Consider the following 12,758-nt stretch of genomic DNA (forward strand, 5'->3'; position numbering starts at 1 on the left):
GACTCCCCGGGGTGATCCGTTGGCCCGAACCTACCCGGGCGAAGCGCCCAACGGTGCGAAACCCGTCCAGCGCGGCATCAAGCGGGGTTCGGCGGCTGCGTCCCGTCCGACGGCGGCCGCTTCCTCTCCTCCTCCGACGGCGACGAAGGCGAGGGCGAGGGCGAGGACGACGACGACGGCGACGACGACGGCGACGACGACGGCGGCGGCGACGATGTCGAGGGCGACGACGACGGCGGCGACGACGATGTCGAGGGCGACGACGACGGCGGCGACGACGACGAAAGCGAGGGCGACGAGGGCGACGGCGGGGAAGAAGGCGAAGAAGAGGCAGGCGGGGCGGAGGGCGGCTGGCTCTCCCCCCACGACGGCGGCGGAGCGCCCCACGACGGCGTGCTGCCGGGCGGCTGCGCATACGGATCCGACGCCGGCGGCGGCGTGGCTTGCGTCTCCTGCCCCGGATAGGGCGGAAGCCCCGGCGCGGGCTGCCCCGGCTCCCCCTGCGGCCCCGGCCCCGGCCCCGGCTGCCCCGGTTGTCCCTGCGGCCCCTGCCCCGGATAAGGAGGAAGGCCCGAAGCCGGCGTCCCCTGCCCCGGATAGGGCGGAAGCCCCGGCGCCGGCTGCCCCGGCTGTCCCTGCGGCCCCGGATAGGGCGGATAGGGGTTCTGCTGGCCATAGGCCGGGTACTGGCCGCCCGGCTGCCCGTAGCCCTGGTACGGCGGATAGCCGGTCGCCGGGTCCCAGCCGCCCGCCGGCTGCTTGCGGAAGAAGTCGTTCGCGGCCGGCAGCGCCAGCAGGATCACCGCGGCGAGGATGGCCAGCAGCGCGATCGCCGCGAGGGCCGTGGTGCTCGGCGTGTACCAGGACGGGAGCGCGTCGTTGAGCCGCTGCTCGATGTCGTCGTCCTGCCACGTGCTGGAGTCCGTCGTACCGGCCGACTCCATCGCGCCGACCAGGGCGTTGCCGCTCAGGCTCACGCCGAAGCAGCAGATCGCGATGCCGCCGATCACCCAGGTCACGATGCGGGACGGGTTCTTGCCGCGGCCGTTGAAGTACGCCAGCACGGCGAAGCCGAGCCCGATCAGCAGGTTGAGGACGCCACCGAAGACGAACGCGCCGCTGACGATGCCCTCGGCGCCTTCCGCCTCGGTGCCGGCGTAGGCCTCGCGCACCGCGTCGGTGAGGCGGCTCATCGTCGCGAACGTGATGATCGCGTTGACCACCTCGATCGCCGCGACGGCGTAGAGCAGGTAGGACGCGACCGTCACGATGGCCGGGCGCGACCTCGGTGCCGGCGCCGGGTAGCCGGGCGCCGAATAGCTCGGAACGGTCACCATTCCCCCTATCTTGATCCACTTACGGTATCGGGCGGTCGCCATATGCGCGACAGCGGAACGCGCGCCCTCAACCTGTGGCAGCATCGGGCGACGATGGACGAAATATCCAGAAATAGGTCGCTCGTTCAGGGGGCGACACGGGTCGATTCTGACCCCTACACTTCCATCCGTGGCGCCGACGTGGCAGCAGAGACCTCCCGCGGCGCCCCCTGCCCGCACGAGTCGCCCGCCCCAACCCAGAGCGCTGAGGGCCGAGGCAGACCGTCCTAGGGCACCTGTCCCGTTACGCCGGCCGCGTGACCACACCGCGGCTGCCCCAGACCTGTTAAGGACCGGTGAGTCCCATGCCCCATGCCGACACCCTCGACGTCGTTCACCATGACGACACTCGGACCCGATTCAAAGACGTGCGATATCAGCTCCACCGCGACGGCATCCGCATCTGGCCCGCCGAGGGCGGAGAGCAACTGGTCACGGACGTCCTGATGACCCAGGCCTACCGGCAGAGGACGGCCACCGACTGATGAGAAGAGCCCCGGGCTTGCGCCCGGGGCTCTTTTTCACATCCCGCGGGTGACGGTCAGCCCGTCCGCCGAGGGAGCGAGGTCGACCACCACCTGGTCACCGTCGCGGATCTCCCCCGCGAGCAGCGCCTTGGCCAGCGAGTCGCCGATCGCCGACTGCACGAGCCGCCGCAGCGGCCGGGCGCCGTAGATCGGGTCGTAGCCGTGCTCGCCCAGCCAGTCGACCGCGGACGACGTCACCTCCAGCGAGAGCCGCCGGTCGGCGAGGCGGGTGCGCAGCCGGCTCAGCTGGATGTCGACGATCGCCGCCAGGTCTTCCTTGGTGAGCGCGTGGAACACCACGATGTCGTCGAGCCGGTTGAGGAACTCCGGCTTGAAGTGGGCCCGCACCACCGCGAGCACCTCGTCGCGCCGCTCCTCGTCGCCCATGGTGAAGTCGGCCACCTGCGAGCCGAGGTTGGAGGTGAGCACCAGGATCGCGTTGCGGAAGTCGACCGTGCGGCCCTGGCCGTCGGTGAGCCGGCCGTCGTCGAGCACCTGGAGCAGCACGTCGAAGACGTCGGGGTGCGCCTTTTCCACCTCGTCGAGCAGCACCACGCTGTAGGGGCGCCGGCGGACCGCCTCGGTGAGCTGGCCGCCCTCCTCGTAGCCGACGTATCCGGGCGGGGCGCCGACGAGCCGGGCGACCGAGTGCTTCTCGCCGTACTCGCTCATGTCGATGCGGACCATCGCGCGCTCGTCGTCGAAGAGGAAACCGGCGAGCGCCTTGGCCAGCTCGGTCTTGCCGACACCGGTCGGGCCGAGGAAGAGGAAGCTGCCGGTCGGGCGGTCGGGGTCGGCGATGCCGGCCCGGGCCCGGCGAACCGCGCCGGCGACCGCGGCGACGGCCTCGTGCTGGCCGACCACCTTGGCGCGCAGCGACTCCTCCATGCGCAGCAGCTTGGCGGTCTCGCCCTCCATCATCCGGCCGGCCGGGATGCCGGTCCACGAGGAGATCACCTCGGCGATGTCGTCGGCGCCGACCTCCTCCTTGACCATCGGCGGCTCGGCCTTGGCCTCCTCCTGGTCGGCGGCCGACGCCTTCGCGAGCTCCTGCTCGAGGGCGGGGATCTCCTGGTATTGCAGGCGGGAGGCCCGCTCCCAGTCGGCGTCGCGCTGGGCGCGCTCGAGCTCGGCCTTGATCTCGTCGAGCTGCTTCTTGAGCTCGCCGACCCGGTTGAGGCCGCCGCGCTCGCGCTCCCAGCGGGCGTTGAGGGCGGTCAGCTCCTCCTCGCGGTCGGCCAGGTCGCGCTCCAGCCGGCTGAGCCGGTCGCGGGAGGCGGGGTCGGTCTCCTTCTCGAGGGCCAGCTTCTCGACGCGCATGCGGTCGACCTGGCGCTGGAGCTGGTCGAGCTCGACGGGCCGGGAGTCGATCTCCATGCGGAGCCGGGAGGCGGCCTCGTCGATCAGGTCGATCGCCTTGTCGGGCAGGAACCGGTCGCTGATGTAGCGGTCCGACAGCGAGGCCGCGGCGACCAGGGCCGCGTCGGTGATCTGCACCCGGTGGTGTGCCTCGTAGCGGCCCTTGAGCCCGCGCAGGATGCCGATGGTGTCCTCGACCGTGGGCTCGCCGACCACGACCGGCTGGAAGCGCCGCTCGAGGGCCGGGTCCTTCTCGATGTGCTCGCGGTACTCGTCGAGGGTGGTGGCGCCGACCATGCGCAGCTCGCCGCGGGCCAGCATCGGCTTGAGCATGTTGCCGGCGTCCATCGAGCCCTCGCCCTTGCCCGCGCCGACGACGGTGTGCAGCTCGTCGAGGAACGTGACGACCTGGCCGTTGGAGTTGCGGATCTCTTCGAGGACGCTCTTGAGCCGCTCCTCGAACTGGCCGCGGTATTGCGCGCCGGCGACCATCGCGCCGAGGTCGAGCGAGACCAGCTTTTTGTCGCGCAGCGTCTCGGGCACGTCGCCGGCCACGATGCGCTGGGCGAGGCCCTCGACGATGGCCGTCTTGCCGACGCCGGGCTCACCGATCAGCACGGGGTTGTTCTTGGTACGCCGGGAGAGCACCTGCACGACGCGGCGGATCTCGGCGTCCCGGCCGATCACCGGGTCGATCCGACCCTCGCGCGCCTGGGCGGTCAGGTCGACGCTGTATTTCTCCAGTGCCTTGTACGTGGACTCGGGGTCGTTGTTCGTCACGCGCCGGTCGCCGCCGCGCACCTGGGGGAACGCCGCGACCAGCGCCTCCTCGGTCGCGCCGACGTCCTTGAGCGCGCGGCCGACGGCGCCGCCGACGCGGGCCAGGCCGGCGAGCAGGTGCTCGGTCGACACGTATTCGTCGCCGAGGGGCTGGGCGATGAGCTCGGCCTCGCCGATCGCGTTGACGAACTCGCGGGACAGGCTCGGCTCGGCGGTGCTGGCGCCGCGGGCGGACGGGAGCTGCTCGATCGCGCGCGCGGCCACCCGGCGGACGTCAGCGGGGTTGGCGCCGACCGCGCGGAGCAGGGCCGGGGCCGTCGAGCCGCCGGTGTCCAGCAGAGAAAGCAGCATGTGCCACGGCTCGACGGTGGCGTGCCCGCGCCGTCCGGCGTCGGCGACCGCCCCCGTGATGACATCGCGGCTCTTGGTGGTGAGGCGTTCGGCGTTCATCCGCTCCCCTGAAGAACAAGAAACTTGAGCGTAACCGGCTCAACTCTATCGCGCCCCGCAAGTGATCGTCACCACGAGCCCTGATTAACCCCCGACCTCGCGTTGTAGCGTTAAACAACGTGTCGCGACGCCTGTTTCCGCTTGCTCTCACCTTCGTAGCGGTCGGCATCTCGGCCTCCTTCGTCGGGCCGTACCTGGCGCTCTTCCTCAGCGACGCCGTGCACGCCGGCCCGATCCGCACCACGGCCTTCCTGATCGCCGCCCCGGTCGCCGGCGTCGTCGTCTCCTGGCTGATCGGCCGCGTCTCCGACCGTCGCCCGATCCGCCGCAAGCTGCTCATCGCCGCCGCGCTCGCCGGTCTCGCCGGCACCGCGCTGACCGCGGTGGTGCGTGACTACTGGGTGCTGCTCGCGCTCACGGTCACCCTCACGGCCCTGGCCGGCACGCTGTTCCCCCAGTCCTTCGCGTACGCACGCCAGGTGCTCCAGAGCGGCGACCCGAAGAGGGCCGCGCTCGGCATCAGCACGCTGCGCACGCTGTTCTCGGTGGCCTGGGTCGGCGGCCCGCCGCTGGCGGCGCTCGTGCTCGCGGCGCACGGCTTCGGCTGGACGTACGGGTTCGCCGCGATCATGTACGCGATCACCGCGCTCATCGTGATCCGCTGGCTCCCCGAGGTCGGCGGAGCCTCCGGCGACCGTCCCACCGACCTGCCCGACACCATCGCGCCGGTGCCGCCGCGCGCGATGCTCTTCCTGATCGTCGCGGGCTTCACCGTCGTGCAGACCGCCGGCACGCTCGCCGTGCAGGCGACCCCGCTCTACGTCAGCACCGAGCTGGGCGGCACGGTCCGCGCCGCCGGCCTGATCCTCGGGCTCTGCGCGGCCCTGGAGATCCCGCTGATGCTCGGCTTCGGCGCGCTCACCATGCGGATGTCGTCGCGCACGCTGATCCTCATCGGCGTCTGCTGCGCGGTCGGCTACCACGCGGTCGCCGCGAGCGCCGGCTCGATCCGGGTGCTCGCGGCGGCACAGCCGCTCAACGCCGCCGCCATCGCAGCCGTCAGCGGGCTCGGCATCTCGTACATGCAGGACCTGATGCCCGGTCACCCCGGGCGCGCCACCACGATGATCACCAACACCTTCACGACCGGTCAGATCCTCGCCGCCCCGGCGTTCGGCCTGGCGCAGACGTACGGCTACCGGCTCGCGTACGTGCTCAGCCTCGCGCTCTGCGCCGTCGGCCTCGTCCTGCTGGTCAGCGCCCGCCGCGCCCGCGTCGCGGCGCCCGAGCCGGAGCCCGCCGCGCTGTTACCGTTGTGATCGTGCGCGTACGGGTGGAACAGACTCCTCTGCCGGGTATAGGCGTCCGCCACGACCTCGTCACGTCCTCGGGACGGACGGTCGGCGTGGTCTCGCATCGCAACGGCCGCCGCGACCTGGTCCTGTACGACGTGGACGACCCGGACGCGTGCCTCGCGTCGATCCCGCTCACCGACGACGAGGCCGAGGCGCTCGCCGACGTGCTCGGCGCGTCGCTGATGCTCGGCCAGCTCGCCGGCCTGCGGCAGCAGGCCTCCGGGCTGCTCACCGAGCAGATCGGGCTGGGCGCCGGCTCGCCCTTCGTCGGCCGCAGGCTGGGCGACACCCGCGCGCGCACCCGCACCGGCGCGTCCATCGTGGCGGTGATGCGCGACCGCGAGGTGATCGTCTCGCCCGGTCCGTCGTTCGTCTTCGAGCCGAACGACGTGGTCGTGGCCGTCGGCACCCGTGATGGCCTGGACGGCGTCAGCGCCATCCTGGCCGGCGACGACGACGGCTAGGCCGGCGCGTGCACCACACCACCATCCTCCTCATCGAGGTAGGAGCGCTCCTCTTCGCCCTCGGGATGCTCGGCCGGCTGGGCCGCCGCATCGGCCTCTCGCCGATCCCGCTCTACCTGCTGGCGGGTCTCGCCTTCGGGCAGGGCGGCATCGTCCCGCTCTCGGCGAGCGAGGAGTTCATCGAGGTCGGCGCGGCCATCGGCGTCATCCTGCTGCTGGTCATGCTGGGCCTGGAGTACTCGGCGGGCGAGCTGGTCGGCAACCTGCGCGCGGCCGCACCGGCCGGCGTCATCGACGCGCTGCTCAACGCGCTGCCCGGCGCCGGCTTCGCGCTGCTGATGGGCTGGGACTGGCGGGCCGCCCTGGTGCTCGCCGGCATCACCTGGGTCTCGTCGTCCGGCGTGATCGCCAAGGTGCTCGGCGACCTGGGCCGCCTGGGCAACCGCGAGACCCCGGTGATCCTCTCGGTGCTGGTCATCGAGGACCTGGCGATGGCCTTCTACCTGCCGCTGGTCACCGCGGTCCTGGCCGGCGCCGGCCTGCTCGGCGGCGCCAAGGCGCTCGGCATCGCGGTGGTCACGGTGATCGCGGTCCTGGTCGTCGCCATCCGGTACGGGCGGCAGATCAGCGCCCTGATCTCCGCACAGGACACCGAGGCCCTGCTGCTCGGTGTGCTCGGCCTGACCCTGTTCGTGGCCGGTGTCGCCGAGGAGCTCAAGGTCTCGTCGGCGGTCGGCGCGTTCCTGGTCGGCATCGCGATCTCCGGCCCGGTGGCGCACCACGCGACCCAGATGCTGTCGCCGTTGCGTGACCTGTTCGCGGCGGTCTTCTTCGTCTTCTTCGGGCTCTCCACCGACCCGGCCGACATCCCGCCGGTGCTGTTGCCCGCCCTGGGCCTGGCCGCGCTCACCATGACGACCAAGGTCGTCACCGGCTACCTGGCCGCCAAGCGCGCCGGCATCGCGCTCCCCGGCCGGCTGCGTGCCGGGCTCGCCCTGATGCCGCGCGGCGAGTTCTCGATCGTCATCGCGGGGCTGGCGGTGGCCTCGGGCGTGGAGCCGCGACTCGCGCCGCTGGCGACGGCGTACGTATTGATCACGGTCGTTACCGGGCCGCTGCTCGCGCGCCTGCCCGACTATCAGTGGTTCAAGGCTTTTGTCCGGCGCCGCACGCAGGCTCAGCAGGCACCGGTGCTCAAAGCTACTGACTAGTATCCGATTGTGACGCCGTGACACTTCCGTAGGACATCGTCGGCGCGCTACCGTTCCGCTCCGACAACCACGTGTTATCGGGACTTTCTGGCAGGCGGCGGCGTGACAGTGCGTGAGTCGACTTTCTTCGGGTTCGCCAACCCGGTCGATCCTCGGCCGGAGGAGCTGCAGGCGTGGGCATACCACCCCGAGGCCGTACCGCTGGACGCGATGCCGTCCGACTGGGACCTGCTCATCTCCGGTGACGTCCTCGCCCCGGTGCTCTTCGAGCTGGCGATGGACAGGCAGTGCCCGGCCCGCCGCTTCGCGCAGCACTGCATGTACATCTACGCCGCCGACGGCGTCCGGCAGAACGCGACCGGCCAGCGCAAACGCCGCCTCAAAAAATATGTCGAGCGCGCCGAGGAGGTCGGCGACGAGCCGATGCAGACCTGGGCATACAACTGCCGGGTCCTGATGAGCCGGCCCGAGCTCTTCGACTACGCCGACTGGATCGAGGGCGGCCTGGTCCGCAACCCGCGGCGGCTCGGTCTCTACAACAGGCGCTGACGCCACAGGCGCCGGGGCGGCCTCGCGGCCGCCCCGCACTCCCTACCTGTCCGGCGCCCGGCGCGGCCGCCAGACCACCAACGCCGTCGACTGCCTCTCCTGACGCACCAGGTCGCGCCCGCTGTACGGGCTCTCGAGCTGGGCGATCCGGTCGTACGCGTCGGACAGCGCCTGCTCCAGCTCCTGCACCCGCTGCTGGAGGTCGCCGACCAGCTGCTCGAGGCCGATGATCCGCTTGATCCCGGCCAGGTTGACGCCTTCCTCCTGGCTGAGCTTCTGCACCTCGCGCAGCAGGGCGACATCCCGCTCGCTGTACCGGCGACCGCCGCCGCCGGTCCGGCCGGGCTGCACCAGGCCGAGCCGGTCGTACTGCCGCAGGGTCTGCGGGTGCATCCCGGCCAGGCGCGCCGCGACCGAGATGATCAGAACCTTCGCGTCGGAGGCCTGCTCGACCGAGATACTGATCTCCTCATGCATGTGCCACCTCCTTCACTTTGACAGGCCCTAACTGCCCTTGCGTACCCGAGCCTCGAGCCGCTCCCGCCCGGCGGGCGGGGTCAGCTTGGCGAAACGCTCCAGCGCGTCCCGGGCCTCCCCGGTGACCTCGCTGGGCACCTGCACGTCGACCGTGACGATGAGGTCTCCCGGCGGTCCGCTCTTGCGGGCCACGCCCTTGCCCCGGGCCCGCAGCTTGCGGCCGCTCGGGGTGCCGGGCGGCACCCTCATGGTGACGGGCCCGTCGAGCGTCGGCACGCGCAGATCGGTGCCGAGGACCGCCTCGGCGATGGTGATCGGCACCGACAGCGTGAGGTCGTCGCCCGTACGGCCGAAGATCTCGTCCGGCCGCACCATGACCTGCACGTAGAGGTCGCCCGCCGGCCCGCCGCGATCGCCCGGCTCGCCCCGGCCGCTGAGCCGGATGCGCTGGCCGTCGGCCACGCCCGCGGGGAAGCGGACGTTGATCGTGCGGGCCTTGGTGACCCCGCCCGTGCCGCGGCACTCCGGGCACTTCTCGTCGACGATCGTCCCCGCGCCCTGGCACTCGCGGCACGGCTCGGAGAAGCTGAACGACCCCTGGTTGCGCGAGATCAGGCCGCTGCCCGCGCACTGCGGACAGGTCCGCGGTGACGTGCCGGGCTTTGCCCCGCTGCCGTGGCAGGTGTCGCACTCGCCCGCCGAGCGCAGGGTCAGCGGCAGCGTCGTGCCGCGCACGGCCTGGGCGAAGTCGAGCGTCACCTCGGTCTCGACGTCGCGGCCGCGTCGCGGCCCTCGCCGGGCGGCGCCACCACCAGGCCCGCCGCCCGAGAATATCGAGCTGAAGATGTCCGAGAAGCCGGCGCCGCCGAACCGGCGGTCACCGGCGCCACCGCCACCGCCGGCCGCGCCCGCGTTGCTGAACCCGCCGAACAGGTCGGACGGGTCGAACTGGGCGCCACCGCCGGAGCGGGCGCCCCGGCGGAACGCGCCCGAGCCGAACAGCGAGCGCATCTCGTCGTACTCTTTGCGCTTCTTGTCGTCCGAGAGCACGTCGTATGCCTCGGAGGCGGCCTTGAATTTCTCCTCCGCCTCCGTGTTACCGGGGTTGCGGTCGGGATGCAGATCCCGGGCGAGCTTCCGGTAGGCCTTCTTGATCTCGTCGGTCGGAGCGGACTTGGGCACGCCGAGAACGGCATAGAAGTCCTTTTCGAGCCAGTCCTTCGAGCTCATCCCGCCTCCCCCCTCCTAGCGGCAGGTCCCGCCCACCGCGGCGCGGTGGGCGGGACGAACGTGTGAGATCACTCCGGGTCGGCGACCGCGACCAGAGCCGGTCGCAGCAGCCGCTCGCCGAGCGTGTAGCCCCGGCGCATGACCTCGACGCAGGTCGGCTCGGTGACGTCCGGGGACGTCTGGTGCGCGACCGCCTCGTGACGGTTGGGGTCGAACGCGTCGCCCTTCTCGCCGAAGGCCGCCAGCCCCAGCTTGCCGGTCGCCGCGATCAGCGAGTCGGCCACCGAGGCGAACGGGCCGACGAGGTCGCCGTGCTCGCGCGCCCGGTCGATGTCGTCGAGCACCGGGAGCAGCGCGGTCAGCACCGACCCGGTGGTCTGCTCGGCCGCGGCGCCCCGGTCGCGGTCGACCCGCTTGCGGTAGTTGGCGTACTCCGCGGTCACGCGCTGCAGGTCGTGGGTCCGCTCCTCGAGGTCGTTCCGCAGGGCCTCCAGCTCGGCGCCGAGGCCGGGCTTGGTCTCCTCCGGCTCGGCCACCGTGGCGTCGGCCTCGGGCTCGGCCGGGGCCTCCTCGGGATCGGCCGCGCGGTGTGCACCGACAGCGGCCGTGCCCGAGGCCTTCTCGCCCTTCGGATCGATCTTGCGGCGGTCCCGGATGACGACCCGCTCGGTCGCCTGACCGTCGTTCTCGTCGTCCGTGGCACTCACTTCTTGTCGTCCTCCACGATCTCGGCGTCCACGACGTCGTCGTTGCCGCCCGCCGAGCCGGTCGCGGCGCCACCCGGCGCGCCACCGGGCGCACCCTCGGGGCCACCGGCACCCGCACCGGCGGCCGCCTGAGCGGCGTCACCCTGCGAGTAGAGCGCCGAACCGGCCTCCTGCGACACCTGCGACAGCCGCTCGTGCGCGGCCTTGATCTTTTCGATGTCGGTGCCGCCCAGCGCGCCGCGCAGCTCGCCCAGCGCCTCGCCGATCTTGGTCTTGCTGTCCTCGGGCAGCTTGTCGCCGCTCTCGGCCAGGAACTTCTCGGTCTGCCACTGGAGCTGCTCGGCCAGGTTGCGGGTCTCCGCGTCCTCGCGGCGCTTCTTGTCCTCGTCGGCGTGGTCCTGCGCGTCGCGCATCATGCGCTCGATGTCGTCCTTCGGCAGCGCGGAGCCACCGGTGATCGTCATCTTCTGCTCCTTGCCCGTGCCCAGGTCCTTGGCGGACACGTGCACGATGCCGTTCGCGTCGATGTCGAAGGAGACCTCGATCTGCGGCACGCCGCGCGGCGCCGGAGCGATGCCGCTGAGCTCGAAGGTGCCGAGCTTCTTGTTGTAGGCCGCCATCTCGCGCTCGCCCTGGAAGACCTGGATCAGCACGGAGGGCTGGTTGTCCTCGGCGGTCGTGTAGACCTCGGAGCGGTGCGCCGGGATGGTGGTGTTGCGCTCCACCAGCTTGTGCATGATGCCGCCCTTGGTCTCGATGCCCAGCGAGAGCGGGGTGACATCGAGCAGCAGGACGTCCTTGACCTCGCCCTTGAGCACGCCGGCCTGGAGGGCGGCGCCGACGGCGACGACCTCGTCCGGGTTGACGCCCTTGTTGGGGTCCTTGCCCGTCATGCTCTTGACCAGTTCGGCGACCGCCGGCATGCGGGTCGAGCCGCCGACCAGGATGACGTGGTCGATGTCGGAGAGCTTGACGTCGGCGTCCTTGATCGCGGACTCGAACGGGCCCTTGCAGCGGTCGAGCAGGTCCTGCGTCATGCGCTGGAACTCGGCGCGCGACAGCGACATGTCGAGGTGCAGCGGGCCGTCGGGGCCGGCCGTGATGTAGGGCAGGTTGATGCTGGTGGTGGTCGCGGCGGACAGCTCGATCTTCGCCTTCTCGGCGGCCTCGCGCAGGCGCTGGAGGGCCATCTTGTCCGAGCCGAGGTCGATGCCGTGCTCGCCGCGGAACGTCTTGACCAGGTGGTCGATGATCCGCTGGTCCCAGTCGTCGCCGCCCAGGTGGTTGTCGCCCGAGGTCGACTTGACCTCGATGACGCCGTCGCCCAGCTCGAGCAGGGAGACGTCGAAGGTGCCGCCGCCGAGGTCGAAGACCAGGACGGTCTGCTCCTTGGAGCCCTTGTCCAGGCCGTACGCGAGAGCGGCGGCGGTGGGCTCGTTGACGATCCGCAGGACGTTGAGGCCGGCGATCTCGCCCGCCTCCTTGGTGGCCTGGCGCTGCGCGTCGTTGAAGTAGGCCGGCACGGTGATGACCGCGTCCGTGACCTGCTCACCGAGGTAGGCCTCGGAGTCGCGCTTGAGCTTCATCAGGACCCGCGCCGAGATCTCCTGCGGGGTGTACTTCTTGCCGTCGATGTCGATCGACCAGCTGGTGCCGATCTCCCGCTTGACCGAGCGGATCGTCCGGTCGGGGTTCGTCACCGCCTGGCGCTTCGCGACCTCACCCACGAGGACCTCGCCGTTGCGGGCGAAGGCCACGATGGACGGGGTCGTCCGGGAGCCCTCCGCGTTGGCGATGACGGTGGGCTCGCCTCCTTCCAGAACGCTGACGCAGGAGTTCGTGGTGCCGAGGTCGATGCCGACCGCACGTGCCATGGTGTTCCTCGCTTCTTACAGAGCTGCCGGTTCAAAGACAGACCCAGCCGGTTACAAGGTTGAGTGGAACCGACTCAATGATGCCACGGGAGTCGCCAACGTCAAATCGAAGTTGAGTCTCCTGCGCGCAACTACGATGCTCGCACACCCGCTCCAGCACTTCGGTAGATACCTGTCCGGTCACGGCATACCGGTACCTGTTGTTCTGCATGCATAGATCGGGCACTCTTTACCCGTGACGACGCACGGTGAGGCGGTCGGTCCGTCGGCCCTGTCCGCCGTGCCCGGCGCCACGCTCCCATCCACGAGCTCGGCGACAGACGCGCAGGTGAGCGCCGCGAGCGCCGATGCCGCGGACCACTCTGATCGTACGGAAGCCGTCGTGTCCCGTCAGCCACA

The 12,758-nt window shown here is 71.2% G+C and carries 10 protein-coding genes; 4 read left to right on the top strand and 6 right to left on the bottom strand.

What is annotated here, in order from left to right; all coding sequences use genetic code 11:
• Positions 1-77 precede the first annotated feature (77 nt).
• Together Ade02nite_RS37415 and clpB are read right to left on the bottom strand one after the other, a co-directional pair.
• Positions 78-1,337 (bottom strand): hypothetical protein, encoded by a 1,260-nt coding sequence (locus tag Ade02nite_RS37415; RefSeq protein ID WP_203774153.1) that lies wholly within the window; start codon positions 1,335-1,337, stop codon positions 78-80.
• A 560-nt stretch (positions 1,338-1,897) separates the two neighbouring features.
• The gene (gene clpB, locus Ade02nite_RS37425; protein WP_203774162.1) at positions 1,898-4,492 is read right to left on the bottom strand and encodes an ATP-dependent chaperone ClpB; all 2,595 of its coding nucleotides are present in this window, start codon (positions 4,490-4,492) and stop codon (positions 1,898-1,900) included.
• Positions 4,493-4,611: 119 nt separating this feature from the next.
• Between clpB and Ade02nite_RS37430 the strand changes: the two genes are divergently transcribed.
• The 4 genes from Ade02nite_RS37430 to Ade02nite_RS37445 all read left to right on the top strand — a co-directional run bounded on the left by Ade02nite_RS37430 (position 4,612) and on the right by Ade02nite_RS37445 (position 8,071).
• The gene (locus Ade02nite_RS37430) at positions 4,612-5,811 is read left to right on the top strand and encodes a sugar efflux transporter (protein WP_239169333.1); all 1,200 of its coding nucleotides are present in this window, start codon (positions 4,612-4,614) and stop codon (positions 5,809-5,811) included.
• Between the two features lie 2 nt (positions 5,812-5,813).
• Positions 5,814-6,311, top strand: coding sequence for a cation:proton antiporter regulatory subunit (locus Ade02nite_RS37435; protein ID WP_203774164.1), 498 nt, complete (start codon positions 5,814-5,816; stop codon positions 6,309-6,311).
• A gap of 8 nt (positions 6,312-6,319) precedes the next feature.
• Positions 6,320-7,522 carry a cation:proton antiporter gene (locus Ade02nite_RS37440; RefSeq protein ID WP_203774166.1) on the top strand — a complete coding sequence of 401 codons (1,203 nt, stop codon included), beginning with the start codon at positions 6,320-6,322 and terminating at the stop codon, positions 7,520-7,522.
• A 102-nt stretch (positions 7,523-7,624) separates the two neighbouring features.
• Positions 7,625-8,071, top strand: a complete 447-nt coding sequence (locus Ade02nite_RS37445; protein WP_203774168.1) for a hypothetical protein — start codon at positions 7,625-7,627, stop codon at positions 8,069-8,071.
• Between the two features lie 42 nt (positions 8,072-8,113).
• On the opposite strand, the gene Ade02nite_RS37450 is transcribed toward Ade02nite_RS37445, so the two are convergent.
• From Ade02nite_RS37450 to dnaK, 4 genes are all read right to left on the bottom strand, one after another.
• The gene (locus tag Ade02nite_RS37450; protein WP_203774170.1) at positions 8,114-8,548 is read right to left on the bottom strand and encodes a heat shock protein transcriptional repressor HspR; all 435 of its coding nucleotides are present in this window, start codon (positions 8,546-8,548) and stop codon (positions 8,114-8,116) included.
• A 27-nt stretch (positions 8,549-8,575) separates the two neighbouring features.
• Positions 8,576-9,778: a molecular chaperone DnaJ gene (dnaJ, locus tag Ade02nite_RS37455; protein WP_203774172.1), complete on the bottom strand. Its 1,203-nt coding sequence runs from the start codon at positions 9,776-9,778 to the stop codon at positions 8,576-8,578.
• A 68-nt stretch (positions 9,779-9,846) separates the two neighbouring features.
• Positions 9,847-10,485 (bottom strand): nucleotide exchange factor GrpE, encoded by a 639-nt coding sequence (grpE, locus tag Ade02nite_RS37460; protein WP_203774174.1) that lies wholly within the window; start codon positions 10,483-10,485, stop codon positions 9,847-9,849.
• Positions 10,482-12,359 (bottom strand): molecular chaperone DnaK, encoded by a 1,878-nt coding sequence (dnaK, locus tag Ade02nite_RS37465; protein WP_203774181.1) that lies wholly within the window; start codon positions 12,357-12,359, stop codon positions 10,482-10,484. Before dnaK ends, grpE begins: the two co-directional genes overlap by 4 nt.
• Between the last annotated feature and the right edge of the window lie 399 nt (positions 12,360-12,758).

The organism is Paractinoplanes deccanensis, from assembly GCF_016862115.1.
GTDB classification, from domain to species: Bacteria; Actinomycetota; Actinomycetes; order Mycobacteriales; family Micromonosporaceae; genus Actinoplanes; species Actinoplanes deccanensis.